Here is a 23,997-nt window from a genome sequence, read left to right as displayed (position 1 = left end):
CGTCAACTCACACCCCGTATCTGCCCCGGTACGCCGACACGGCATCGCGGTACTGCGCCAGGGCGGGGTCGTCTTCCAGCAGCGAAAGGATATCGGTCAGCGCGGCGATGCTGACTACGGGGATGCCGTAGGTCTGTTCCACGTCCTGCACCGCCGAATGCGCGGACAGCGCATCGTCCGCGCCGGCGCGTTCCATGCGGTCCAGGGCGATCAGCACGGCGGCGGGCTGCGCGCCAGCGGCGCGGATCAGGGCGACGGATTCGCGCACGGAGGTGCCCGCCGTGATGACATCGTCGACGATCACCACGCGCCCCTGCAGCGGCGCGCCCACCAGCAGGCCGCCCTCGCCGTGATCCTTGGCCTCTTTGCGGTTGAAGGCGAAGGGCACAGGAAGGTCGCCCCGAGCGGGGTGGTTCGACAAGGCGATCGAGGCGGCGGTGGCCAGGGGAATGCCTTTGTACGCGGGACCGAACAGCATGTCGAAATCCAGCCCGGCATCCACCAGGGCCTGGGCATAGAACTGGCCCAGGCGGCCGACGCAGGCGCCGTCGTTGAACAGCCCGGCATTGAAGAAATACGGACTCAGGCGGCCGGACTTGGTCTTGAATTCACCGAAGCGCAAAACGCCCTGTTCCAGGGCGAAACGGACGAAGGCTTGGGCGCGGGAACCAGGCATGGCGGATGACCTCTGTGCAGGAAAACCCACATTATCGGATATTTGGCGCCGCATTCGCGCGGCCCGGCGCGCCGCCGCGCCCGCCGGGTTAAAGTGCAGGCTTGCAACAACCACCGGATACCCTCGTGCTGCGAATCACTTCTCTGAACGTCAACGGCATCCGCTCGGCCTTCCGCAAAGGGCTGGCCGACTGGCTGGAGACCGCCCGCCCCGACATCGTCTGCCTGCAGGAAATCAAGATCCAGGACAGCGACCTGGCCGACGACCTGCGCCACCCCGGCGAGTGGACGGGGCATTTCCACCATGCGGAGAAAAAAGGCTACAGCGGCGTGGGGCTTTACCTGCGGCGGCCGGCCGACCGCGTCGCGGCGGGCATGGCGTGCCCGGAATTCGATGCCGAGGGCCGCATCCTGCGGGCCGACTGGCCCGGCCTGACGGTCGTCAGCGCCTATCTGCCGTCGGGCTCCAGCGGCGACGAGCGCCAGGAGGCCAAATACCGCTTCCTGGCCCATTTCGAGACCTGGATCGACGCGCTGATGCGAGAGCACCGCGAAACGGGACGCGAATTCGTGATCTGCGGCGACTGGAACATCGCCCACAAGGAAATCGACCTGAAGAACTGGAAGGGCAACCTGAAGAACAGCGGCTTCCTGCCCGAGGAACGCGCCTGGCTGAGCAAGGTCTTCGACGAGCACGGCTGGGTGGACGTCTACCGCCGCCTGCACCCGGATGCCACCGGCGAGGCCTACACCTGGTGGAGCAACCGCGGCCAGGCCTGGGCCAAGAACGTGGGCTGGCGCATCGATTACCACATCGCCACCCCCGGCATCGCCGCCCGGGCGCAGGCCGCCTCGATCCACCGGGAACCACGCTACAGCGACCATGCGCCGCTGACGATCGATTACGACTGGACATGATTTGCAGGCATAAAGAACATACAATGGATGCCGTAGAAAAGGCGAGATCCGTTTTCGCCGTTCGCGCCCCCGCGTGAAGCCCCTATTATTCACAGGAGTTCACATGTCCGCTTCCATCGAAGGCACCGTCGCCGCGGCGACCGGCCTGCAAAACTGGAACATGATGCAGGAAAAAGAAAACCTGCTGCTGCGCAAGGTTCTGGACGGTCAGGCCAACACCATCCTCAGCCTGGTCAATTCGGTGCCCACCGCCCCGCAACTGGCCACCAGCGGCATGGTCGGCACGCTGCTGCACACGACCGCTTGACGCACGCTTTTCTCCGTGGATTGGGGCCTGGGTTTCCAGGCCCTTTTTCAATAAGGAAACCCATGAACCCGCTTCCTCACTGCCCCCAGTGCAACTCCGAGTACACCTACGAAGACGGCGGCCACTTCGTCTGCCCTGAATGCGCCCACGAATGGTCCCAGGCGTCCGTGACGGACGAAGAACAGGCGCGCATCATCCACGATGCCCACGGCAATGTGCTGCAAGACGGTGATACGGTGGTGGTGATCAAGGACCTGAAAGTGAAGGGCTCGTCCTCGGTGGTGAAGGTCGGCACCAAGGTCAAGAACATCCGCCTGGCCGACGGCGATCACGACATCGACTGCAAGATCGATGGCTTCGGTTCGATGGGCTTGAAGTCGGAATTCGTGAAGAAGGCTTGAAGCCGCCATTTCCGCTTCCCACGGGCGCCTGTCGGGGGGGGGGGGGGGGGGGGGGGGGGGCGGACGATCAAAAGCCCGAATCAGGCGGCCGCGCGCCGTCCAGGCGAACGCTTCCCCTGCGCCTGCCCCGACCGCAGATAATGCTGCGCCAGCACCGCGCACACCATCAACTGGATCTGGTGGAAGATCATCAGCGGCAGCAGCACCGGCCCGATGGCCGCCGCGCTGAACAGCACCCCGGCCATGGGCACGCCCGTCGCCATGCTTTTCTTCGAGCCACAGAACACGATCGTGATCTCGTCGGCGCGATTGAAACCCAGGCGGCGCGCCGACCATGTGTTCAGCACCAGCACCAGCGCCAGCAACACGCAGCAGGCCACCACCAGCCAGGCCAGCGAGGCCGTATCCACGGTCTGCCACAGCCCGCCGATGACCGACTCGCTGAACGCGGTGTAGACCACCAGCAGGATCGAACTCTGGTCGATGCTGGTGACGAGTGTGCGGTGGCCATCCATCCAGCGGCCGATCACCGGGCGCATCAGGTGGCCGGCGACGAAGGGCAGGAAGATCTGCACACTGATGCGGCCAATGGCCTGCAGCAGCGAACTGCCATCCAGCGCGGAGGTATCCGCGCCCAACAGCCACTGAAGCAACAGGGGCGTGATGACGATGCCGACGATGCTGGAGGCCGAAGCGGCGCAGACCGCCGCAGGTACATTGCCGCGCGCAATCGATGTGAAGGCGATGGCCGACTGGACCGTCCCGGGCAGGACCGTCAGGTAGACAATGCCTATGTAGAGCGGTTCGCCCAGCAGGGGCAGAAGAACCGGCCGAAGCACCCACCCCATGAGGGGGAAAATCACGAACGTCCAGATGAAGATCACGCCGTGCAGCCGCCAATGTGTGGCGCCCGCAATGATGGCCTCGCGTGAAAGCTTGGCCCCATGCAGGAAAAACAGCAGGGCGATGGCCGCAGCCGTAAGCCATTCGAAAAAGACCGCACCTTGTCCGTGGGCCGGCAAGACCGTGGCGGCCGTGACGACCGCGATCAGGATCAAGGTGAAGCGATCGAACAGCAGACGTAATTTCGACATCATGAAAGTGGGTGCTCCGGCGGTCCGGGGCTCTCGAAGAGAAGGTTAAACTGGATGCCCTGCCATGTTTGGCGGTAAACAGCTATGAATTATTCGCGAACGGACATCCCCGCCCCCGATCCGGCCGTCCTGCGCCGCAACCGCAGGCTTTCCGAAGAGGCCCGCAAGACACGCGCCCGATCCGGGCACGGCCCCTTGCGCCGCCTGCCGCGCCCCGTCTACGGGCACATCGACAGCTTGTCCAACACCTTGATCCCCCGGCGCCACCGGCACATCTGGGCCCAGTTATCCTATGCCACACAGGGCCATCTGCAAGTCTGGACGCCGTACGCCCGCTTCGTCGCCCTGCCGCAGCGCGCCGTCTGGATTCCTGCCGGGGTGCTGCACCGGGTGCAGCAATCGCCGCACACCGTCATCCGCAGCCTGTACCTGGACGCCGACGCGCTGGGCCTGGACTGGCTCGACTGCCGGGTGCTGGCAGTCAGCCCCCTGCTGCACGAACTGATCCGGCATTTCAGCACCCTGCCCATTGAGTACGATCTCGACGGCCCGGACGGCCGGCTGGCCCAGGTGCTGGCGGACCAACTGGCCGTCAGTCCGGATGCCGGCCTGATCCTGCCCTGGCCCACCGATCCGCGCCTGCAGTCCGTATGCCAGCAGTTGCAGCGTTCGCCCGACGACACGCCCGATCTGGGCTCGTTCAGCCGCCGCCTGGGCGTGTCGGACAAAACCCTGACGCGCCTGTTCCAGCAGCAGACCGGCCTGGGCTTTCGCCTATGGCGCCAGCGCGTCCGGCTGGTGCATGCCCTGCCGCTGCTGGAGCGCGGCGACCGCATCACGGACGTGGCCCTGGCCTGCGGCTACGACAGTCTGTCGTCCTTCATCGCCGCCTTCAGGGCGCATACCGGCGTGACGCCCCGGGCCTTTGCCGCAGGCGCGCGCGAAGACGATTCCCCGCTGCCCGGCTGAACGGCCAGGCGCACGGCCGTCAGAGCGGCGCATCCAGGGCCCGCACCCGCGCGCGCATCCACCACAGCAGGCCCAGCCCCGGCAAGGCGATCGCCACGGTCAGCACGAAAAACACCGGCCAGCCGAAGCCGGCGACCAACACCGGCGTCAACGGCCCGGCCAGGTAGGTGCGGCCCACGGCCGACAGCGCCGACAGCAGCGCGAACTGCGTCGCGGAAAACTTCGCCCGGCACAAGGCCATCAGCAGCGCCACGAAGGCGGCCGTGCCCAGGCCGCCGCACAGGTTCTCGACCGCCACGACCAGCGCCATGGAATAGAGATGGGGCGGCGTGACGGCCAGCATCCAGTAGCCCAGGTTCGAGACGGCCTGCAACACACCGAAGATCATCAGGGCGCGGTACAAGCCCAGGCGCGTCATCAGGGCGCCGCCCGCCAGCGCGCCGACGATGGTGGCGGCCAGGCCGAAGACCTTGTTGACCATGCCCACCTCGGTGACGTCGAATCCGGCCCCCCGGAGCAGGAAGGTGGTCGACAGCGCGCCCGCGAAGGCATCGCCCAGCTTGTACAGGACAATGAGCAACAGGATGGCCCAGGCGCCCCGGCGGCCGAAAAATTCACGCAGGGGTTCGGCCACGGCCTCGCGCAGGGTGCGCGGCGGCCGGACGGCGCGTTCCGGCTCCGGCGCCCACAAAGTCGCGAGCGAAGCCAGCGCCATCAATCCGCCCATCAGCATGTACATGGCGTTCCAGCCCAGCCATTGATCGGCCAGGATCAAGGCCAGCCCGCCGGACACCACCATCGCCAGCCGATATCCCATGACCTTCAGCGCCGCCCCGGCCGCGCGCTCGTCCTGGCGCAGCACGTCGGTGCTGTAGGCATCGAAGGCGATGTCCTGGGTGGCCGAGAGAAAAGCCACCCAGACCGCCAGCAGGGCCAGCATTTGCAGTTCCGTGCCCGGATTGAACAGGCCCATGGCGGCGATCGAGGCCGCCAGCAGCCACTGCGTGAGAAAGACCCAGCCGCGCCGCCTGCCCATCCAGGGGGGCGCATAGCGGTCCACCAAGGGCGCCCAGAGAAATTTCAGCGTGTAGGCCGTGCCCGCCAGCGTCAGGAAGCCGATGCTTTGCAGGGAAACCTGCTCGACTGTCGCCCAGGCCTGCAAGGTGCCGGAGGTCAGCGCCAGCGGCAGGCCGCTGGCAAAGCCCAGGATCAGCAGCGGTGCGACGCGCCGGCTGCCATAGACCCGCCAGCTCTGTGCCGGGGCCGCCGCGTTTTCAGTGCCGGAGTCCGCATCCCGCGCCGCGGTCATGCGCGCCCGCTCCAGGGCGACTCGAAGCGATAGACCGCGAGCTGGCTGCGCCAGCCGCGCAGCCAATGGATTTCCTGCTCGCCCCGGAAAGCGGCCAGGTGCGTGACCCGCAGCCCCAGTTGCGCCGCCAGGATCTGGAAATCCCGCAGCGTGCACAGATGGATATTGGGCGTGTCGTACCACTGATAGGGCATTTGGTCGTTGACCGGCATGCGCCCGCGCAAGATCGACCAGCCGTGCGGCCAATAGCCGAAGTTCGGGAAGGACACAATGCCGTACCGGGCCACGCGCGCCATTTCCCGCAGAATGTGTTCGGTATGGTGCATGGACTGCAGAGTCTGGGACAACACCACCGTATCGAACTGCCGGTCGTCGAACAGCGCCAAGCCTTCTTCGAGATTCTGCTGGATCACGCGCACGCCGCGCCGCACCGATGCGATCATGTGCTCATCGTCGAGCTCGACGCCGGCGCCGCTCACCTGGCGTGTGCGCTGCAGATAATCCAGCAGCCGGCCGTCGCCGCACCCGAGGTCCAGCACCCGGCTGCCCGGCGCGATCCATTCCGCAATCCGCAGCAAGTCGATCCGCATCGGCGGATCCTGCTCCGCGACCGGGTGCGGCGCAGTCTGCGCCGGGGTCTGTACCGGCGTCATGCCAGCACTCCGGTGACCCGGCGGCGCGCGCCCAGCCCCAGCCGGGCGGCAATGCCATCGTAATAACCCTGCACAACCGCATGGTAGCGCCGGTCTCCCAGGAGAAAAGCGTCGTGGCCATGCGGCGCATCGATTTCCGCATACGTGACTTCGCGCTGATTCTTCAACAAGGCGCGGACGATCTCGCGCGAGTGCTCGGGCGCGAACCGCCAGTCGGTGGAAAAGGACACCAGCAGGAAGCGCGCCTGTGCCGCCGCCAGGGCCTTGGACAAATCGCCGCCGTGCGCGCGCGCCGGATCGAAGTAATCCAGCGCGCGCGTCAGCAGCAGATACGTATTGGCATCGAAATACCGGGAGAATTTCTCGCCCTGGTGGCGCAGATAGGATTCGACCTCGAATTCGATGTCGTAGTTGTAGCGGTAATCGCCCGTGGGCCCGGGCGCGCGTTGCGTGCGGCCGAATTTCGAAGCCATGACCTCGTCGGACTGATAGGTGATGTGGCCCACCATCCGCGCCACCGACAGGCCGTTGGCAGGCACCGTCCCGTGGGCGTGGTAATCGCCCCCGCGAAAATCCGGATCGGTCAGGATCGCGCGGCGGGCGACCTCGTTGAAGGCGATGTTCTGCGCCGACAGGCGCGCCGTGCTGGCCACCACGATGCAATCGCCCACCCGGTCCGGACACGTGATCGCCCAACTGAGCGCCTGCATGCCGCCCAGCGATCCGCCCATCACGGCGGCGAAACGCCCGATGCCGAAATGATCCGCCACGCGCGCTTGGGCGTGCACCCAGTCTTCGACGGTCAGCAGCGGAAACGAAGCGCCCCAGGGCTGGCCGGTGGCGGGATTGATCGAAGTCGGCCCCGTGGAGCCAAAGCACGAGCCCAGGTTGTTGACGCCGATGACGAAGAAACGGTCGGTGTCCACCGCTTTGCCGGGGCCGACCATGTTGTCCCACCAGCCGATCTGGTCCGGCCGTCCGGCATCCATGCCGGCCACGTGATGCGAGGCATTCAGCGCATGGCAGACCAGCACCGCGTTGCTGCGCGCGGCGTTCAACTGGCCATAGGTTTCCACCGCCAAGGTGTAGGACGGCAGCACCTGGCCGCTGGACAGCGTGAGAGGTTCGGAGAAATGCAGGAATTCCGGCGAGACGAAACCGACACTGCCTTCAGGGACGATGCGCGGTTCGATGGCGGAGTCGGCCGGCGCGGAGGCGGGCACGGGAAAGACGGCGGTCGTGGTCATGAGACCTCTTTAGCTGGATTTATGGAGCGCCCGCAAGCGGATCAGGCAAATCGGCGCCAATTCGTGGTTCATTCTAGACCGCGAGCCGTTGCGCGGGCAAGCCCGCCCCCGCACGAGCCGCCCGGCCGGCAGCCCTTCCCCACGGAATTAAGACACATCAATGTTTTCCGGATTCCCTGCCGGCCCGCCGGGAGGCGATGATACATTTGCTCACGTTAGCTTTCATGGGGGTACACATGGAGCCACTGAAGGGATCCGTCATATTGAGGACGCTGACCGAGCGCGAGCACGATTGCCTGTACTGGGCGGCGCAGGGCAAGACCAGTTGGGAGATCGGGCGCATCCTGGGCATCAGCGAACGGACCGCCAACTTCCACATCGCCAACATCTGTGACAAATTCAACGTGCGCACCCGCCAGGCCGCCATCACCGCGGCAATCCGCCTGGAACTCCTGTCCCCGCCCCGCCAGGCCAGCGCAGCGAAAGCCAGAAATCACCCACCGGCGCGCGTGCCTGGTCGTCGGATCCGGCAATCACCACGGCCTCCAGCCACTCGTCGGCCGTCACTCTGATTTGCGCCTCGACCCGCACCGGGCCTTGCGGACCTTGCCCCAGAAAAGAGAACCGCTGCTGCGGATCGATCTCCGGGCCGGGCGGTTCGGCCCCGGCATTGCGATACAGGGCCTCCATCGCCCAGCGCGCCAGGCGAAGACGCGCCTGCGCATCGCCGGCCCATTCGGGGGGCAGATTCGCCGCGCCCAGCGCAAACAGCACACCGCCCGCCCGCGCCGAGTGCATCGTCAACGCCAGGGTCCGGCCCTCGAACGACACCGGCCGGGTCTGAGACTGGGGAGTATCCGGCAGCACGCCGGCCGCGCCGCCCTGGCCGAACGCCACCGGCCGCCAATCGAAAGTCGGCGAACAGGCGGCCAGCCAGACCGCGCAACAGCCAATCACCGCCAAAGCCCTGAGCATGCCTCGCCTCCTGTCCGCGCCCCGTTCGCCCCAGGCGCCGGGGCTCCATCGGCCGCATTGTACGTCGCGCATTCCCGCACGGCGATCCGCGCATCGCCCGGGGCGGGCTGGCGATGCAGCTAAAATCCTTCTTTATTCAGACCAACCCGGTACCCATTCATCATGAGCCTGGCCTCGGAAAGGCGCGCCCACCTGGCCGCGCAACCAGAATTGCTGCGCGCCATTCAACGCGGGATCGAAAAAGAAGGCCTGCGGGTGGACGCCTCGGGGAACCTGGCCGCCACCCCGCACCCCACCGCCCTGGGGTCGGCGCTGACCAACCCGCGCATCACCACCGACTACTCCGAATCCCTGCTGGAGCTCATCACCCGCCCGCTGCCGGACGCCGAGGCGCTGGTCCGCGAACTGACCGACATCCACGCCTTCGTCGCCCTGCGCAACCCCGCCGAACCGGTCTGGAACCAATCCATGCCGGCGCACCTGCCGCCTGAGGCCGAGATCCCCGTCGCCTGGTACGGCACGTCCAACACCGGCATGCTCAAGCACGTCTACCGCGAAGGGCTGGCGTGGCGCTACGGCAAGGTCATGCAATGCATCGCCGGGGTGCACTACAACTTTTCGCTGCCCGAAGCGGCCTGGGACGGGTTGGCCGACGGCGAGACGCCCCAGGACCGCCGCAACACCGGCTACATGGCCTTGATCCGCAATTTCACGCGCCACGCCTGGCTGCCGATGTACCTGTTCGGCGCCTCGCCCGCCGTATCCCGCAGCTTCCTGCAGCACGCCGGCTTCGAGGCGCAATTGACGAAGCTCAGTCCGGACACCTTCTGTCTGCCCTGGGCCACCAGCCTGCGCATGAGCGACCTGGGCTACAAGAACCCGAACCAGTCCGACCTGCAGCTTTGCTACAACGACCTGGACACCTTCACGGCCCGCATCCACAACGCCGTGACCACGCCGTGGCCCGCCTACGAAGCCATCGGCACCCACCGCGATGGCCGGCGCATCCAGTTGAACACCAGCATCCTGCAGATCGAGAACGAATACTATTCGAGCATCCGGCCCAAGCAGACCACGGGCCGCTGCGAACGGCCCAACTCCGTATTGCGCCAACGCGGCATTCAGTACATCGAAGTTCGCTGTATGGACATCGATCCCTGGACGCCCGCAGGCATTGCGATCGAGACCTGCCGGTTCCTGGACGCCTTCCTGCTGTTCTGCGCCGTCGAGGACAGCCCGCTGTTCCCCCCCCCCGGTTTCTGCCGGGAAAGCCAGGACAACTTCGCCGTGGTTTCCCGCGAGGGCCGCCGCCCCGGCCTGCTGCTGCAGCGCGACGGCTGCGCCGTCGGCCTGCGCGACTGGGCGCAAGAGGCCCTGGACCGCATCGAACCCTACGCCCGCTTGCTGGACGCGCACTCGGGGGACGGCGGCCACGTCGCGGCGCTGGAACTGCAGCGCGCCAAGGCCCTCGATCCAGAGCTCACGCCCTCGGCCCGCCTGCTGGCCGCGTTGCGCGACGACGGCCGGGAGTTCCACGACTGGACCTTGGCCCAGAGCCAGGCTCACTGGGCCGCGCTGCGGCAGCGCGGCCTGTCCGCCGACACATTGGCCGCCTACGATGCGGCCGCGCAGGCATCCCTCGCCGAGCAGGCCGCCATCGAGGCGGCCGACACGATTTCTTTCGAGGACTATGTGGCGCGGTTCCATGCGGCGCTGGGAGACGCGCCGGCGCGCTGAGGCGCGCCCGACAGGGCGCCCAAAAGAAAAATGCCCAGCCTTCGCTGAGCATCTTGCATGTGGCGCGCCCGGCAGGAATCGAACCTGCATCAGAAGCTTCGGAAACTCCTATTCTATCCATTGAACTACAGGCGCCTTGCGCATCGGCGCAAGGCCGACGCATCCGCCCGGGCACGGCACGAGGCCGGCGCAGGCGCCCATGCCATTGCGGCATGGGGACGCCATTGTAGCGTGTTTATGCCCCGCCTGCTGGCCATGCAAGGCGGCTTGCGCGCCCGCGCCGGCCGTGCGCGGCGCGTCGGGCGCGCCCGCACCATGCAACCGCCCAGGCCAGTCGCTATAATCTTCGGTTGAAGCCTGTAACACGAACGATTACCAGGATCCCATCATGAGTCTCCCCGAAAACGCCCACGGACACGAAAGCGCCATCAAGACCCCGCGTCAGTTGCTGATCACCATCGTCCTGGCCTTCCTGATCCCGATCGCGATCATCATCCTGCTGGTCAACCTGGTTGGTTCGTCCATCCGTGCGGGCGCCGGCTCCGATGCCATGTCGGAAGAGGCCACCGCCAAACGCATCCAGCCCGTGGCCGGCTTCAAACTGGTCGACGCCGATGCGCCCAAGGTCTTCAAGACCGGCGAGCAGGTCTACCAGAGCACCTGTGCGGCCTGTCACGGCACGGGCGTGGCCGGGGCGCCGAAATTCGGCGACAAGGACGCCTGGGCCAAGTACATCCAGCAAGGCTACGAAGAACTGGTCAAGAACGCCATCCACGGCATCGGCGCCATGCCGCCCAAGGGCGGCAACGCCTCGCTCGACGACTTCGAAGTCGCGCGCGCCGTGGTCTACATGACCAACCAGTCGGGCGCCCAGTTCGACGAACCCAAGGAACCGTCCGGCGACGCCGCCGCCGAAGCCGCGCCCGCCGCCGAACCCGCCGCGCCTGCCGCTGCCGCTCCGGCGCAAGCGCCCAAGGCCGCCGAAGCCGCCCAGCCGGCCGTCCCGGCCCAGCCCGCCGCCGAGGTCTCCGTCGGCGAAAAGGTCTATCAATCCGTCTGCGTCACCTGCCATTCCATCGGCCTGGCGGGCGCCCCCAAGTTCGGCGACAAGGCAGCCTGGGAGCCCTACATCAAGTCGGGCCTGGACGCCATGCTGAAGAACGCCATCACGGGCGTGGGCGCCATGCCCCCGCGCGGCGGCTCGCAGGCCACCGACGAAGAACTCAAGGCCGCCATCGAATACATGGTGGACGCCGCCCGATAAGACCGTCTTGGGCCTGCGCAAGGCGGCCCTTCGGTACCTGGACCCCGGCCCGCGCCGGGGTTTTTCATTTTCAGGCGGCTGCCGCCTGCGCGCCGCCGGGCGCATCCGGCAAAACCCTCCCTATTTTCAAACAATCGTTTGATTTAGAATGAGGCACTCCCCGGCGGTCCGGCCGGGATCCGTCCGCCCGCGCCGCCCGATCGGCCGCGCAGGCGGTCTCATGCACACGCAGGAGACACATTCCCATGTCCCATCCCATCGTCACGGCGCTGCACCAATCCATGACGCTGCCCGTCATGGCGGCGCCCATGTTCATCGTCTCGAACCCCGAACTGGTGATCGCCCAGTGCGCCAGCGGCATCATCGGATCGATGCCGGCGCTCAACGCGCGCCCCCAGGAAAAACTCGGCGAGTGGCTGACGCAGATCGAAACCAGCCTGGCCGCCCTGCGCGCCGCCGATCCGGACAGGCCGATCCCGCCCTACGCGATCAACCACATCATCCACCAGTCCAACGACCGGCTGCAGCACGACCTGGAAGTCTGCGCCGAACACCGCGTGCCGCTGGTCATCACCAGCCTGCGCGCGCCCAACCAGGTGGTGGATGCGGTCCACGGCTGGGGCGGCAAGGTCTTCCACGACGTGACCACGCTGCGCCATGCACAAAAGGCGCTGGACGCCGGCGTCGACGGTCTGATCCTGGTGTGCGCGGGCGCCGGCGGCCACGCGGGCACGCTGTCGCCCTTTGCGCTGCTGGGCGAAATCCGGCGCATCTTCGACGGCCCCGTCTGCCTGTCGGGCGCCATCAGCCGCGGCGAGGACGTCCTGGCCGCACGCGCCATGGGCGCCGACTTCGCCTACGTCGGCACGCGCTTCATCGCCAGCACCGAGGCCAACGCCCAAGCCGAATACAAGCAGATGATCGTGGACACGGCCGCCGCCGACATCGTCTACACCCCGTACTTCACCGGCATCCCGGGCAACTATCTGAAGCCCTGCGTGCGCAACATCGGCCTGGATCCCGACAATCTGCCGGCCGCCCAGGGCACGAACTTCGGCAGCGACAGCAAGAAGGCCTGGCGCGACATCTGGGGCGCGGGCCAGGGCGTGGGCAACATCGACAGCGTGCAGCCCACCGCCGACATCGTCGCCCGGATGCGGGATGAATACCGCGCCGCCGCCCAGGCGCTGCGCGACAATTTCCTCGAAGAGGTCCGCGCATGATCCGCATCGAACGCCGGGACGCGGTCCTGGAAATCCTCATCGACCGGCCGGAGCGGCGCAACGCCCTGAACGACGCCATGTACCGCGACATCGAGCGCGCCCTGCGCGAGGCCGACGCGGACCCCGCCTGCGCCGCCGTGATCCTGCACGGCGCGGGCGGCCACTTCACCGCCGGCAACGACCTGGCGGAATTCCAGATGCCGCAGGACAACTGCGACGTGGGTTCGATCGCCTTTCTGCATGCCCTGGCATCCGTGGACGTGCCGGTGATCGCGGCCGTCCAGGGGCAGGCGGTGGGCGTGGGGGTCACACTGCTGTTGCATTGCGATTTCGTCTATGCCGCGCCCGATGCGGTGTTCCGCCTGCCTTTCGTGTCCCTGGGCCTGTGCCCGGAAGGCGCCTCCAGCCTGCTGCTGCCCCGCATCGCAGGGGATCGCCGGGCCGCCCGCTGGCTGCTCGGCGCCGAGCCCTTCGGGTCCGAAGAGGCCCTGGACGGGCAGTTGCTGACCGCGCTGGCGGACGATCCGCTCGCCGCGGCGCGCGTCTGCGCCCAGGCGCTGGCCGCCCAGCCGGCGTCTGCCGTGCGCGCCAGCAAACACCTGCTGCGCGAACCCATGCGCGCCGAGGTCCATCGCGTTCTGGACACTGAGGCCGGCGTGTTCTTCGAACGCTTGAAATCCCCCGAAGCCCAGGCCGCCTTCCAGAAGTTTTTTCACCGCAAGGCTGCCGCCCAACAGTAAATCTGGCCCGCTCCCGGTGCCGGTTTTCATCCGCCCGGGGCGGGCGCGGCCCGCGTTTGTTGTTTTCCGGCACCGATTTTGGGCGCTTCCAGGAGATTAGGGTTTTCCCCTATCTTTTACCTAGGGTTTACCCTATACTGACCTTGTTGAAATCTGAAGCTTCTGAAACAGGAGTCAGTCATGGCCACTACGCACACCACCACTCTGCTGTCCGACGCCCTCGAACGCGCCTACAGCAATTCCATCCTGAGCGCTTCCCAGCCGCTGTCGCTGCGCAAGGGCATCCGCCGCACGGGCCGCCTGATCGGCCGCGCCGCCGCCGCCACCGGCCGCTTCATTGCCAGCGTGATCAACGCCCAGGCCGAAGCCCGCGCCCGCGACATGCGCTTCAGCCGCACCCCCTGGTAATCAGCGCTTCAGCAGCGCCTTCAAGCGGTCCAGCGTCCGGTCCGGATCGGTATCGCCGGCCGGCCCGGGCGCCTGCGCCTGCAGGCCCATTTCCGCGATGAAGCGCGAGGGCTCGCAGATCGTGTCTTCCCGCCCGCGGCGCCGCTTGCGGCACCAACTGACCCGGAGCGTGCGCTGCGCGCGCGTGATGCCCACATACATCAGGCGCCGCTCTTCTTCGATGCGGCGCGCCCGCGCCGCGACGGCAGCCTCGCTGACATCGCCCTCATCCTCGCCGCCACGATGCGGCAGCAAGCCTTCTTCGACCCCGATCAGGTAAACGTGGGGGTACTCCAGCCCCTTGGACGCATGCAGGGTCGACAGCTTCACCGCGTCGGGTTCCTCATCGTCGGCGCGCTCCAGCATGGTGACCAGGGCAACGTGCTGGACCAATTCCAGCAAAGTCATGTCGTCCTCGTCCGCCTTGCGCTTGAGCCATTCCACCAATTCCAGCACATTGGCCCACCGGGCCTGGGCCTGGCGCTCATCGAGCATGTCGTACAGGTGGCGCTCGTAATTCATCGCCGCCAGCAGATCGTCCAGCACCCGGCCGGCGTCGTCGCCGCGCAGGCCGTCGATCCCCACCGCCGCGCCCGCCAGGCCGGCCAATGATCCCGGTTCCACTGCGGGCGCGGCATCGGGCCGGCCGCCGTCCCGTGCCTGAGCCACCGGATCCGCATCGAAGGCGGGCGGATCGGGATCGAACGCCAGCAGATCCCCCTGGACGGCCGCTCCCGGCAGGGGCGGCACCGCACCGCCGCGCCGCGCCGCGCGGGCCTGGAAATGCGCCACCAGCCGGACAAAACCGTGCACGGCTTCGCGTTGCCGAGGCGCCGGAAGGACCGCCTCGGACACCTCCGCCGCCACGGCGTACAAGGACACCCCGCGCCGGGCGGCTTCCGCCCCCAGGGCCTGCAGGGTGCCCTGACCGATCCCGCGCCGGGGCGTGGTCGCCGCGCGGATGAAGGCCGGGTCCTCGTCCTCGTTGGCGATCAGCCGCAGCCAGGCCAGCACGTCGCGGATCTCGGCCTTGTCGAAGAAGCTCTGTCCGCCCGAGACGGTATAGGGAATCCGCAGCGTGCGCAGGGCCTGCTCCATCACCCGCGCCTGGTGGTTTCCCCGGTACAGCACGGCAAAATCCTTCCATTGGGCCTGGCGCTCGAAGCGCGCCGCCGACAGACGCATGGCGATGGACTCGGCCTCGGCCAGGTCCGAGTCCATGGGCGTGACCACGATAGGTTCGCCCGCCCCCAGGTCCGACCACAAGGTCTTGTCGAAGGTCTTGGGATTGTGGCCGATCACGCGGTTGGCCGCCTCCAGGATGCGCTGGACGGAGCGGTAGTTCTGCTCCAGCTTGATGAGCCGCAGCGCCGGATAATCGCGCGCCAACTGGGCCAGATTTTCCACCGTCGCGCCACGCCAGGCGTAGATCGCCTGATCGTCGTCGCCCACCGCCGTGAACATGGCTCGATCACCGCACAGCATGCGCACCAGTTGGTACTGGCAGACATTGGTGTCCTGATATTCATCCACCAGCAGGTACTGAACCCGCGCCTGCCAGCGCGCGCGCAGGGCCTCGTCGGCCGCCAGCATCTGCGCGGGCAGGCGGATCAGATCGTCGAAATCCACCGACTGATAGGCCCGCAGAGTCGCCTCGTAGCTGCGGTAGATGCGCACCGCTTCGGCCTCGTCGGGCCCCTGGGCGACCCGGGCCGCGCCGTCCGGATCCAGCAGCGCGTTCTTCCACAGGGAAATCGTCTGCTGCACAGCCCGCAGCCGGGCGCGATCCGTCGTGGCCAGCAGTTCCTGGACGATGCCTTGGGCATCGGTCGCATCCAGGATCGAGAAACCGCGTTTCAGCCCCGCGCCGGCGTATTCTTCGCGCAGAAAGCGCAGACCCAGGGAATGGAACGTGCCCACCGTCAGCCCGCGCAGCAGGCGGGGATTCACCAGCGCGCGGACCCGCTCGTTCATTTCGCGCGCCGCCTTGTTGGTGAAGGTCAGCGCCACCACATGGCGGGCCTGGTAGCCGCATTCGCGCAGCAGATAGGCCATTTTTTGCGTGATGACGCGGGTCTTGCCGCTGCCCGCGCCGGCCAGCACCAGGCACGGGCCGTCCAGGTAAAGCACGGCCTCGCGCTGGCGGGCGTTCAGGGCATCCAGGCCCTCCACGCCTCAGATCTCCTGGGGATCGATTTCGATCCCCCAGTGCTGGACGACGCCCCGGGCCAGTTCGTCCAGCCCGGGCAGCAGCGCCCGCAACAGCCGGTGCAGCGCGCCTCGGCCATCCGATTCGAACAGGAGCTGGGCGCGCTCGACGCGGGCCACGCGCACGATGCGCAGCGGCACGGGGTCATGCACCCGCACGCCGGCGGTCTCGGGCAAGGCCCGCGCCCGGGCGCGGGCGGCCTCGAGAAAATCGAGCGCATCGCGCACCCGGTCCGCCTGCGCGGTCAGCAGCGCCTGGCTGGAAAACGGCGGCAGGCCGAGATCCCTGCGCTCTTCGAGGCAATGAGCGGCAAAGCGCTGATAGTCGTGACGCAGCAACGCCTGATAGACCGCCTGGTCGGGGTAATCGGTCTGCACCATCACTTCGGAGCCGCCCTGGCGCCGCCCGGCCCGGCCGGCCACCTGCATCAGTTGCGCGAACAGCCGTTCGGGCGCGCGGAAGTCCTGCGAAAACAGCATCGCATCGGCATTGAGCACGCCCACCAGCCCCAGGCGCGCGAAATCATGCCCCTTGGACACCATCTGCGTGCCGACCAGGATATCGGCCTCGCCGGCATGCGCCCGGGCAAACAAGGCCTCAGCGCTGCCTTTCAGGCGGGTGGCGTCGGCATCGATGCGCAGGACGCGCGCGCCGGGAAAGCGCTCCGCCAGGAACTCCTCGACCCGCTGCGTACCGCGCCCCATGGGCTGGATGTCGGGATCGCCGCATTCGGGGCAGGCGCGCGGCACCGGCATGGCGTCGCCGCAATGGTGGCATTGCAGCACGTGCCGCCCCCCCGGGCGATGCAGCACCATGTGCGCCGTGCAGCGCCGGCACTGGCTGACCCAGGCGCAGGATGCGCAGCGCAGCACCGGCGCATAACCGCGCCGGTTGATGAACACCAGGCTCTGCCCGCCTTGCGCCAGCCGGGCTTCCAGCGCATCCAGCAACTGGGGCGTGAACCCTTGCTCCAGCCGGGCGCGGCGCGTATCCACCAGGCGGATTTCCGGCAGCGGCTGAGCCTGGGCGCGCTCCGGCAACGACAGCAGCCGATAGCCGCCCTCCTGCGCGTGACGCCAGGTTTCCAGGGACGGCGTGGCCGATCCCAGCACCACCGGGATCTTCAGGTCGTGCCCGCGCCAGACCGCCAGATCGCGCGCCGAATAGCGCAGCCCGTCCTGCTGCTTGTAGGACGCGTCGTGCTCTTCATCGACTACGATCAGACCCAGGCGCGGCAGGGGGGTGAACAGGGCCAGGCGGGTGCCCAGCAGAATGTCGGCCTGCCCGCGCGACGCCCGCAGCCAGGCACGCAGGCGGTCGCCCTCGGACAGGCGGCTGTGGATCACCGCCAGCCGGTCGCCCAGGCGCGCACGCACGCTGTGCTCCAACTGAGGCGTCAGATTGATTTCCGGCACCAGCAACAGCACCTGCCGCCCCGCCGCCCGCACCCGCCGCGCCAGGCGCAGATAGAGCTCGGTCTTGCCGCTGCCGGTCACGCCGTGCAACAACGCCACGCCGCTGCCGGCCGCCAGCAGGTCTTGCAAGCCTTCCAGGGCGCAGGCCTGGGCAGCGGTCAGGACAGGCCCCTCGCCATCCCGCGCCGGATCGGGCGCCGGGCACGCGGCGGCGTTCTCGCCGGCCGCCGCATCGACGGCCCCGGCGTCGGCACCGCCCTTGCGCTTGCGCGCGGCGCGCGACGTCCCGGGCCGCCGGTCGGCCCGGCACACCGGACCGCCCGCCGAGCGCGCACCGGTATAGGCGCCGGGCCGGCGCAACGACGGCGGCAGCACCGGCAGCAACACTTCGCCCAGGGGCCGGTGGTAGTAGTGCGCCGCGAATTCCGCGAGGCGCAGCCAATCGGCCGGCATGGGCGGCACATCATCGAGCACCGCCTCGATCGGCCGGACGCGCTCCGCCGCCACGCCGGGCGCATCGCGCACGGCCCATACCATGCCCACCATGGCGCGGCGGCCGAACATCACCCGCACGCGCACCCCCGGCGGCACGGGCCGGTCGTGGGAATAATCGAACAAGCCCGGCAAGGGCACGTCCAGCGCCACGGCCAAGTAGACCCTGGACGCCACTGCGGAGACTGTTTCGGCGGCCGGCGCCGGCGTGCCGGACGCCGCGCCTGTGGCGCGTTTCAGCGGCACAGCCCCTCCGCCGCCGCTCCGATGCGCACAGCCTGTGGATAACTTTGTGGAGAATCGCCGTTCAAAGGGGTCGACACCAAGCCGCTCAAATGGTCAAGTGCTTTCAGAATCCGCACAAAAGACAAATTTATATAATAAAAACAATGACTTATATAGTATATCGAGAATCGGCCTTCAATGACCAGCGTAAACCCTGATTCTTGATTTTTTTGTGCATAAGCACAAAATCCCGAAGCCCGCATCACCCGTGGCTTTGCACTTCAAACAGGCGGTACCGCGCCGTTTTCAGGCACTGGATGCTTCATGATACGCGCGGCTGGCGGCGTGCACTTCGTCCACCAGAACCGAAACAGCCTCCGGCGGCGTGAACTGGGAAATCCCGTGACCCAGATTGAAGACATGGCCGCCCGCCCCGACCCGGCCGAAGTCGGCCAGCACCCGGCGAACCTCGGCGCGGATGGCCGCCTCGCCGCCAAACAGCGTCATGGGATCCAGGTTTCCCTGCAGGGCGACCCGGTCTCCGACCCGGCGGCGGGCGGCGGCCAGATTGGCGGTCCAGTCCAACCCCACCGCGTCGCAGCCCGTGGCGGCGATGTCCTCGATCCACTGCCCTCCGCCCTTGGTGAAGACGATGACCGGCACGCGCCGGCCGTCGCGTTCACGCACCAGGCCATCCAGCACCTGGCGGGTGTAGGCCAGGGAAAATTGCTGGAACAGGCCGTCGGCCAGCACGCCGCCCCAGCTATCGAACAGCATCACGGCCTGGGCGCCGGCCTGGATCTGCGCGTTCAGGTAGGTCTGCACCGCCTGGGCATTGACCGAAAGGATGCGGTGCAGCAAATCGGGCCGCTGATACAGCAGCGTCTTGATCTGCCGGTAGTCGGCACTGCCCGAACCCTCGACCATATAACAGGCCAGCGTCCAGGGACTGCCGGAAAACCCGATCAGCGGCACCGCGCCGGCCAGTTCGCGACGGATCAGCGACACCGCATCGAACACGTAGCGCAGGCGGTCCATATCCGGCACCCGCAGGGCCTGGATCGCGGCTTCATCGCGCAGGGGGCGCTCGAAGCGCGGCCCCTCGCCGGCGACGAACTGCAGTCCCAGCCCCATCGCATCGGGCACCGTCAGGATGTCGGAAAACAAAATGGCGGCGTCCAGATCGAAACGCCGCAGCGGCTGCAGCGTGACCTCACAGGCGTAGTCCGGGTTCTGGGCCAGCCCCATGAAAGACCCGGCCTGCGCCCGGGTCTGGTTGTATTCGGGCAGATAGCGTCCGGCCTGGCGCATCATCCACAGCGGGGTGTAGGCCACGGGTTCGCGCATCAAGGCGCGCAGGAAAGTGTCGTTTTTCAGTTCAGGCACAGCGGATCCTAGGAGAACGGCGCAGGATCCGATGGTGCGAGCGCCCACCACGGATCCGGGAAGTCGTCCGTGCGGGGACGTTGCCTCGATTTTACCCGGCCTGTGGAATCGGGGGCGGTCCCGTTTGAACCCGCGCAGATCCCCACCCATGCGACGCTCCGATGGAGGCCCCCCCAACCTTCTTGGCCTGTGGCCGGATTTCTCATAGAACATCGATTAAATGTAAATTTATTTCACTTAATTTATCAAATTAATTTAGCGAGGATTAGCGCACAAATAGCGCTCAATTCACAACAGAAAGCGACAAAATTGCCGATATAATTTCTTAATGGTAATTATTAATATATATATAAAATATTTATCATATATACACAAATTGGAATTTATGAGATTACCTTTCCTTCGAACAAAGGCTATGAAACATCACATCCTGAGCTCCCTGGTCCTGTCCGTCGCTTCCACGCTGCCCTGCGCCGCTCACGCCTACTCGAATATCTATTTTTTTGGCGACAGCCTGTCTGATGCGGGCGCCTTCGGCGGCATCGGCGGGCTGCCTGCCAATACGCGCTGGACCACGAACTACGGCACGATCTGGACCGAGGCGCTGGCTGCCCGGTTCGGCTTGACTACCCGTCCGAACAATCCCCTTAACCCCCATGTCGCGGCGGGCGGCAATAACTATGCCCAGGGAAGCGCCCAGGCGCATCCTACGGAAGAAATCCGACAGCCCGTCGGCCCGGACGGCGGCGCTGGCGATGAGGCCCTTTACGTCGTCAACCTGAAGGAACAGGTGGACACGTACTTGGGACAACACCCTCAAGCCGATGCCAAGGCCTTGTATTCCGTATGGATTGGAGGAAACGATGTCATCGCGGCGGCCAACCGGATCGATGAGGCCCCCGATATTCTGATGGGCGCGGCCGGGAATACAGTCAATGTCGTCAATAAACTGAAAGCGGCCGGCGCGCAAACCATCTTGCTGCCGAACCTGCCGGACGTTGACTCCGCCCCGCTGGCCATCTTCGCCGCCATCCAAAATTCTGTCCCCGACGAGGCGGACATTGCGACGGCCTGGGATGCCGCCTTGAACAACCTGGCTGCAGTCAATGGCACTTATGACCGCGCCGTCATCAAACAGGCGCTGGAGGCGGCCGAGGCCGCCTCTGGGCAGCCCCCCGGCACATTCTCCGAAGCCTATGATCAGATCGTGCCCGGTCTGCAGCAATTGGCCTCCGGTTATAACCAGCTTGTGGACACAGGGCTGACGACGTCCGGGCAAACCCACGGCATCATCCGTGCAGACATCAAAGGCCTGTTCCGGGAAGTGCTTGCCAACCCCGCCGTCTATGGCTTCACGAATGTCATGGGCGCCGCCTGCGCCGGCAACGCCCTGTACTGCGTCGATCCAGGCGGCGACAAGGCCGGTTACCTCTTCACCGACCAGATGCATCCCACTCCGGCCGCCCACTCGCTCATCGCGGACTACATCACCGGCTTGCTGCAGGCCCCCTATTTCGCCGCTGGCCTGCCCGACGGCGGGTTGAACAACGCTTTCCAGTTGAATGCCACGCTCAATAGCCGCCTCGCAGCTTTGCGCGCACAGCCGCGCCCGGCCGGCACCACCAGTCTGTTCGTCCAGGGCGCCTATGGCGATGCGGGTACCCCCCTTTCCGGTACCCGGGCCCACGGACAGCTCTATACCTTGGGCATCGATTTTCAGTCTAGCGAAGCGCTCGCCGTCGGCCTGGCCGTCTCACGCCAACTGGGGGATACTGACATGGGCAGCCGCGGCACGCCCGGCAGTGTCAAGGACCGCAGCACGCTCTTGAGCGCCTACGCCAGCTATGCCTCCGACAATTTCTGGGCCGCCGGTACAGTGCATGCGGGCAGCGGAGAGCTCCAAACCCGCCGCCAGGTCGCACTGGGACAGCACACCTTGACCCTGAAAGGCAGCCCTAACCAGCGTCAATACGGCCTGGGCCTGCACGGCGGCTACAACGCCGCCTTCGGGCAGATCAAAGCCGGGCCGGTGATCGGCCTGGATTACGCGCGTGTCAGGGTGTCTCATTTTACGGAAGAGGGGACCCTCAGCAGCCGCATGTGGTTTTCGGACCAGAAGGTTGAGTCTTTGGTCGGGCGTTTCGGCGCGCAGGTGCACATGGACATCGCGGGCCGTTACACCCCTTATGCCAAAGTCGTATTCGCCAACGAATTCAAGCGCGGCGACCGCACCATCACCAGCGGCGTCGCCTCTACGATGGGCGATTGGACGACACGCCTGGACGCCCCCGACAGCAACTGGGTGGAATGGACCGCCGGCCTCACGGCCGGCCTGAGCAAGTCCGTTTCCATCCAGGGGCAAATATCCACCACCACGGGACGCGCCGGCGGCAATCAGACGGCGGGCAGCATCGGCCTGGCTGTCTCGTTCTGAGGTTGTCACACATCGGTCCGGTAGGGCGCCGGGTCGATGTCGTGCTTGCGCATCAAGGCCCAGAACGCGCGGCGGTGCTTCTGGGCCATGCGCGCGGCCAACGTGATGTTGCCTCCGTGCCGGCCCAGTGCCGCGCGAATGTAGGCGCGCTCGAACCGGGCGACCACCTGGCCTTTGGCGGCGCGGAAGGATTCCCGCGAGGTGGCCCGCTGCATGGCCAGGGCCACGGCGTAGGCCTCAAGTTCGTTGCCGGTGCGGTCGAGAATGGTGTCACAGAACGCGAGCTCGTCCTCGGTGGCGGGCGGCTCGGGCGCGCCGGCCAGGGACGGCCGGGAGCCCGCGGCGGCCCCCGGCGCCCCCGCCCCGTAGGCAGCCGCCGGCTCGGCCAGGCAGGCCGGCGCCAGGCGGTTCAACGCCTGGTCCAGCCGGGCGCGAAGTTCTTCCGGGCAAAAAGGCGGACGCACGAAATCGGCCGCGCCCAGCGCCGTCAGATCGCCCACCGCCTGCGCCCGCAGCCCCACCGCGTAGACCAGCAGCACGGTCGGCGGGCGGCCCGCCAGGGCGGCCAGCGCCGTACGCCACTCGCGGATCGAGGATTCGTCCGCATACAGCAGCCCGGCATCATAGCGGCCCCGCGCCAGGGCCGGATCCGCCAGAGCCTCTTGCGCCGTGCCATGCGGATGAGGCGGCACGTGCAGCATCAGCCGCCCCCCCAGGTAAGGGCCGCGCAGGGCGGCCGCCCAGTCTTCCCTGCCCGGCGCCAGAATCGCGCAATCCAGTCGTCCCCGCATTTCGCTTCTCCTGTTCATCGCGTAGGCACAGGATAGGAAAACCGCAGCGGGGCGAACAGTCGCAAAACTACGTCAGTGGCTTGCGCGCGCCATCACATGGCAGCGGTAGGCGTGCAGGGGGGCATCGGGACGGGCCAGCAGCGCCTGGGGCCGCTCGCAGCCCGCCGTCGCCCAGGGGCAGCGGCTGCGAAAGAAACAGCCTTGCGGCAGCACGACGTTGCCCGGCAATTCGGCGGGCTCGGCCAGCGGGGCCTCGGGCCAGGGCCGGTCCAGCCGGGGCACGGCATCGAGCAGCTCGCGCGTATAGGGATGACGCGGGGCCTGCAGCACCCGGGCGGCCGGGCCCTGCTCGACCACCTGGCCCAGGTACATCACCGCCACCCGGTCGCACAGGTGGCGCACGACCGACACATTATGCGAGATCAGCACATAGGTCAGGCCGTGCGCGCGGCGCAATTCCCGCAGCAGGTTCAGGATCTGCGCCTGAACGGAAATATCCAGCGCGGAGGTCGGCTCGTCCAGCACGATCACATCCGGCGACGGCGCCAGCGCCCGGGCGATGGCGATCCGCTGGCGCTGTCCCCCCGAAAATTCGTGGACATACCGGTCGAGATGCTCGGGCCGCAGGCCCACCTGCAAGGCCAGCGCATCGGCCCGCTTGCGCAAGCCCGCCTTGCCGGACGCCTGGCCGCCCGCGGCCACCAGCGGCTCGATGATCACCCGCCAGGCGGGCAGGCGCGGGTCCAGCGAAGACAGCGGATCCTGGAAGACGATCTGAACGTCGGACGGACGGCCATCGGCGCGCGGCAGCCTGCGCAGCTCGCCTTCGGTGGGCCGCACCAGGCCCATGAGCACCGCCGCCAGGGTGCTCTTGCCGCACCCGGATTCACCGACAATGCCGAAGGCTTCGCCGCGCCGCACCTGCATGGTGACGCCGTTCAGGGCATGGGCGTGGCGCACGGCCCGGCCCCGCCAATCGCGGGACAGCGGAAACCACACCCGGACGTCCCGAAGCTCCAGCACGGCGGTCCCCGCGCCCGCGCCGCCCCCCGCCAGACCCGGGACAGGATCAAGGGGGGTCATAGG

21 protein-coding genes, 1 tRNA gene, 1 pseudogene and 1 riboswitch are annotated in these 23,997 nt (G+C 67.2%); of the genes and pseudogenes, 11 read left to right on the top strand and 12 right to left on the bottom strand.

Annotated elements, in window-relative coordinates; all coding sequences use genetic code 11:
* Nucleotides 1-7: 7 nt before the first annotated feature.
* Nucleotides 8-676, bottom strand: a complete 669-nt coding sequence (gene pyrE / locus ABRZ00_RS06435; RefSeq protein ID WP_343836238.1) for an orotate phosphoribosyltransferase — start codon at nt 674-676, stop codon at nt 8-10.
* A gap of 125 nt (nt 677-801) precedes the next feature.
* On the opposite strand from pyrE, the gene ABRZ00_RS06430 reads away from it, so the two are divergent.
* The 3 genes from ABRZ00_RS06430 (at nt 802) to ABRZ00_RS06420 (ending at nt 2,301) form a co-directional block, all read left to right on the top strand.
* A complete protein-coding gene (locus tag ABRZ00_RS06430; RefSeq protein ID WP_368642580.1) occupies nt 802-1,593 on the top strand; it encodes an exodeoxyribonuclease III in 792 nt (263 codons plus the stop codon).
* A 103-nt stretch (nt 1,594-1,696) separates the two neighbouring features.
* Complete coding sequence (locus tag ABRZ00_RS06425) at nt 1,697-1,900, top strand: hypothetical protein (RefSeq protein ID WP_343836242.1); 204 nt, start codon at nt 1,697-1,699, stop codon at nt 1,898-1,900.
* A 62-nt stretch (nt 1,901-1,962) separates the two neighbouring features.
* Nucleotides 1,963-2,301, top strand: coding sequence for a zinc ribbon domain-containing protein YjdM (locus ABRZ00_RS06420; protein WP_343836243.1), 339 nt, complete (start codon nt 1,963-1,965; stop codon nt 2,299-2,301).
* A gap of 80 nt (nt 2,302-2,381) precedes the next feature.
* Here ABRZ00_RS06420 and ABRZ00_RS06415 read toward each other — a convergent pair whose 3' ends face one another.
* Nucleotides 2,382-3,395, bottom strand: coding sequence for a bile acid:sodium symporter family protein (locus ABRZ00_RS06415; RefSeq protein ID WP_368642778.1), 1,014 nt, complete (start codon nt 3,393-3,395; stop codon nt 2,382-2,384).
* Between the two features lie 84 nt (nt 3,396-3,479).
* Here ABRZ00_RS06415 and ABRZ00_RS06410 point away from each other — a divergent pair, with 84 nt between their 5' ends.
* Nucleotides 3,480-4,364 carry a helix-turn-helix transcriptional regulator gene (locus ABRZ00_RS06410; RefSeq protein ID WP_368642581.1) on the top strand — a complete coding sequence of 295 codons (885 nt, stop codon included), beginning with the start codon at nt 3,480-3,482 and terminating at the stop codon, nt 4,362-4,364.
* Between the two features lie 19 nt (nt 4,365-4,383).
* Here ABRZ00_RS06410 and ABRZ00_RS06405 read toward each other — a convergent pair whose 3' ends face one another.
* From ABRZ00_RS06405 to ABRZ00_RS06395, 3 genes are all read right to left on the bottom strand, one after another.
* Nucleotides 4,384-5,673 carry a muropeptide transporter gene (locus ABRZ00_RS06405; RefSeq protein WP_368642582.1) on the bottom strand — a complete coding sequence of 430 codons (1,290 nt, stop codon included), beginning with the start codon at nt 5,671-5,673 and terminating at the stop codon, nt 4,384-4,386.
* On the bottom strand, nt 5,670-6,263 hold the full coding sequence (gene metW / locus ABRZ00_RS06400) for a methionine biosynthesis protein MetW (RefSeq protein ID WP_343836328.1): 594 nt from the start codon (nt 6,261-6,263) through the stop codon (nt 5,670-5,672). The genes ABRZ00_RS06405 and metW overlap by 4 nt, the downstream gene beginning before the upstream one ends.
* 59 nt (nt 6,264-6,322) lie before the next feature.
* Entirely contained in the window at nt 6,323-7,573 is a 1,251-nt protein-coding gene (locus tag ABRZ00_RS06395) for a homoserine O-acetyltransferase (protein ID WP_368642583.1), read from the bottom strand.
* A riboswitch (SAM riboswitch) is annotated at nt 7,562-7,640 on the bottom strand. Its footprint overlaps the gene before it by 12 nt.
* Nucleotides 7,641-7,770: 130 nt before the next feature.
* Between ABRZ00_RS06395 and ABRZ00_RS06390 the strand changes: the two are divergent.
* A pseudogene (locus tag ABRZ00_RS06390) lies at nt 7,771-7,947 on the top strand (response regulator transcription factor); the annotation flags it as partial.
* Nucleotides 7,948-7,999: 52 nt separating this feature from the next.
* Here ABRZ00_RS06390 and ABRZ00_RS06385 read toward each other — a convergent pair.
* Entirely contained in the window at nt 8,000-8,548 is a 549-nt protein-coding gene (locus ABRZ00_RS06385) for a hypothetical protein (protein ID WP_368642857.1), read from the bottom strand.
* Nucleotides 8,549-8,710: 162 nt separating this feature from the next.
* Between ABRZ00_RS06385 and gshA the strand changes: the two genes are divergently transcribed.
* Nucleotides 8,711-10,285 carry a glutamate--cysteine ligase gene (gshA, locus tag ABRZ00_RS06380; RefSeq protein ID WP_368642584.1) on the top strand — a complete coding sequence of 525 codons (1,575 nt, stop codon included), beginning with the start codon at nt 8,711-8,713 and terminating at the stop codon, nt 10,283-10,285.
* A gap of 60 nt (nt 10,286-10,345) precedes the next feature.
* Here the strand turns inward: gshA and ABRZ00_RS06375 are convergent.
* Nucleotides 10,346-10,420, bottom strand: a tRNA-Arg gene (locus tag ABRZ00_RS06375).
* Between the two features lie 253 nt (nt 10,421-10,673).
* On the opposite strand from ABRZ00_RS06375, the gene ABRZ00_RS06370 reads away from it, so the two are divergent.
* From ABRZ00_RS06370 to ABRZ00_RS06355, 4 genes are all read left to right on the top strand, one after another.
* Nucleotides 10,674-11,549 (top strand): cytochrome c5 family protein, encoded by an 876-nt coding sequence (locus ABRZ00_RS06370; RefSeq protein WP_368647885.1) that lies wholly within the window; start codon nt 10,674-10,676, stop codon nt 11,547-11,549.
* Between the two features lie 245 nt (nt 11,550-11,794).
* Nucleotides 11,795-12,772 (top strand): nitronate monooxygenase family protein, encoded by a 978-nt coding sequence (locus ABRZ00_RS06365; RefSeq protein ID WP_343836258.1) that lies wholly within the window; start codon nt 11,795-11,797, stop codon nt 12,770-12,772.
* On the top strand, nt 12,769-13,512 hold the full coding sequence (locus ABRZ00_RS06360; RefSeq protein WP_368642586.1) for an enoyl-CoA hydratase-related protein: 744 nt from the start codon (nt 12,769-12,771) through the stop codon (nt 13,510-13,512). Before ABRZ00_RS06365 ends, ABRZ00_RS06360 begins: the two co-directional genes overlap by 4 nt.
* Before the next feature lie 180 nt (nt 13,513-13,692).
* Nucleotides 13,693-13,920 (top strand): hypothetical protein, encoded by a 228-nt coding sequence (locus ABRZ00_RS06355; protein ID WP_368642587.1) that lies wholly within the window; start codon nt 13,693-13,695, stop codon nt 13,918-13,920.
* Here the strand turns inward: ABRZ00_RS06355 and ABRZ00_RS06350 are convergent, their stop codons facing one another.
* From ABRZ00_RS06350 to hemE, 3 genes are all read right to left on the bottom strand, one after another.
* Nucleotides 13,921-16,131: a UvrD-helicase domain-containing protein gene (locus ABRZ00_RS06350; protein ID WP_368642588.1), complete on the bottom strand. Its 2,211-nt coding sequence runs from the start codon at nt 16,129-16,131 to the stop codon at nt 13,921-13,923.
* Between the two features lie 3 nt (nt 16,132-16,134).
* On the bottom strand, nt 16,135-18,252 hold the full coding sequence (locus ABRZ00_RS06345; RefSeq protein WP_368642779.1) for a primosomal protein N': 2,118 nt from the start codon (nt 18,250-18,252) through the stop codon (nt 16,135-16,137).
* Nucleotides 18,253-18,606: 354 nt separating this feature from the next.
* Nucleotides 18,607-19,686, bottom strand: a complete 1,080-nt coding sequence (hemE, locus tag ABRZ00_RS06340; RefSeq protein ID WP_343836266.1) for a uroporphyrinogen decarboxylase — start codon at nt 19,684-19,686, stop codon at nt 18,607-18,609.
* Nucleotides 19,687-20,101: 415 nt separating this feature from the next.
* Here hemE and ABRZ00_RS06335 point away from each other — a divergent pair, with 415 nt between their 5' ends.
* Nucleotides 20,102-22,120 carry an autotransporter outer membrane beta-barrel domain-containing protein gene (locus ABRZ00_RS06335; protein WP_368647884.1) on the top strand — a complete coding sequence of 673 codons (2,019 nt, stop codon included), beginning with the start codon at nt 20,102-20,104 and terminating at the stop codon, nt 22,118-22,120.
* A 5-nt stretch (nt 22,121-22,125) separates the two neighbouring features.
* Here ABRZ00_RS06335 and ABRZ00_RS06330 read toward each other — a convergent pair whose 3' ends face one another.
* Both ABRZ00_RS06330 and ABRZ00_RS06325 read right to left on the bottom strand, forming a co-directional pair.
* Nucleotides 22,126-22,911: a helix-turn-helix domain-containing protein gene (locus ABRZ00_RS06330; RefSeq protein ID WP_368644616.1), complete on the bottom strand. Its 786-nt coding sequence runs from the start codon at nt 22,909-22,911 to the stop codon at nt 22,126-22,128.
* Between the two features lie 72 nt (nt 22,912-22,983).
* Nucleotides 22,984-23,994, bottom strand: a complete 1,011-nt coding sequence (locus ABRZ00_RS06325; RefSeq protein WP_368644615.1) for an oligopeptide/dipeptide ABC transporter ATP-binding protein — start codon at nt 23,992-23,994, stop codon at nt 22,984-22,986.
* Between the last annotated feature and the right edge of the window lie 3 nt (nt 23,995-23,997).

Source organism: Castellaniella ginsengisoli, from assembly GCF_040955415.1.
Lineage (GTDB): Bacteria > Pseudomonadota > Gammaproteobacteria > Burkholderiales > Burkholderiaceae_B > Castellaniella > Castellaniella ginsengisoli.
The sequence above is the reverse complement of the archived record's forward strand: the minus strand, read 5'-3'. Positions and strand labels throughout refer to the sequence as shown.

Bases quoted from the DNA above. Each gene is read 5' to 3' on its own strand.
- pyrE (WP_343836238.1), bottom strand. From the start codon at position 676: ATGCCTGGTTCCCGCGCCCAAGCCTTCGTCCGTTTCGCCCTGGAACAG.
- metW (WP_343836328.1), bottom strand. From the start codon at position 6,263: ATGCGGATCGACTTGCTGCGGATTGCGGAATGGATCGCGCCGGGCAGC.
- ABRZ00_RS06420 (WP_343836243.1), top strand. From the start codon at position 1,963: ATGAACCCGCTTCCTCACTGCCCCCAGTGCAACTCCGAGTACACCTAC.
- ABRZ00_RS06355 (WP_368642587.1), top strand. From the start codon at position 13,693: ATGGCCACTACGCACACCACCACTCTGCTGTCCGACGCCCTCGAACGC.
- ABRZ00_RS06395 (WP_368642583.1), bottom strand. From the start codon at position 7,573: ATGACCACGACCGCCGTCTTTCCCGTGCCCGCCTCCGCGCCGGCCGAC.
- ABRZ00_RS06325 (WP_368644615.1), bottom strand. From the start codon at position 23,994: ATGACCCCCCTTGATCCTGTCCCGGGTCTGGCGGGGGGCGGCGCGGGC.
- ABRZ00_RS06365 (WP_343836258.1), top strand. From the start codon at position 11,795: ATGTCCCATCCCATCGTCACGGCGCTGCACCAATCCATGACGCTGCCC.
- gshA (WP_368642584.1), top strand. From the start codon at position 8,711: ATGAGCCTGGCCTCGGAAAGGCGCGCCCACCTGGCCGCGCAACCAGAA.
- ABRZ00_RS06405 (WP_368642582.1), bottom strand. From the start codon at position 5,673: ATGACCGCGGCGCGGGATGCGGACTCCGGCACTGAAAACGCGGCGGCC.
- ABRZ00_RS06425 (WP_343836242.1), top strand. From the start codon at position 1,697: ATGTCCGCTTCCATCGAAGGCACCGTCGCCGCGGCGACCGGCCTGCAA.
- ABRZ00_RS06335 (WP_368647884.1), top strand. From the start codon at position 20,102: ATGAAACATCACATCCTGAGCTCCCTGGTCCTGTCCGTCGCTTCCACG.
- ABRZ00_RS06360 (WP_368642586.1), top strand. From the start codon at position 12,769: ATGATCCGCATCGAACGCCGGGACGCGGTCCTGGAAATCCTCATCGAC.
- ABRZ00_RS06410 (WP_368642581.1), top strand. From the start codon at position 3,480: ATGAATTATTCGCGAACGGACATCCCCGCCCCCGATCCGGCCGTCCTG.
- ABRZ00_RS06415 (WP_368642778.1), bottom strand. From the start codon at position 3,395: ATGTCGAAATTACGTCTGCTGTTCGATCGCTTCACCTTGATCCTGATC.
- ABRZ00_RS06330 (WP_368644616.1), bottom strand. From the start codon at position 22,911: ATGCGGGGACGACTGGATTGCGCGATTCTGGCGCCGGGCAGGGAAGAC.
- ABRZ00_RS06370 (WP_368647885.1), top strand. From the start codon at position 10,674: ATGAGTCTCCCCGAAAACGCCCACGGACACGAAAGCGCCATCAAGACC.
- ABRZ00_RS06385 (WP_368642857.1), bottom strand. From the start codon at position 8,548: ATGCTCAGGGCTTTGGCGGTGATTGGCTGTTGCGCGGTCTGGCTGGCC.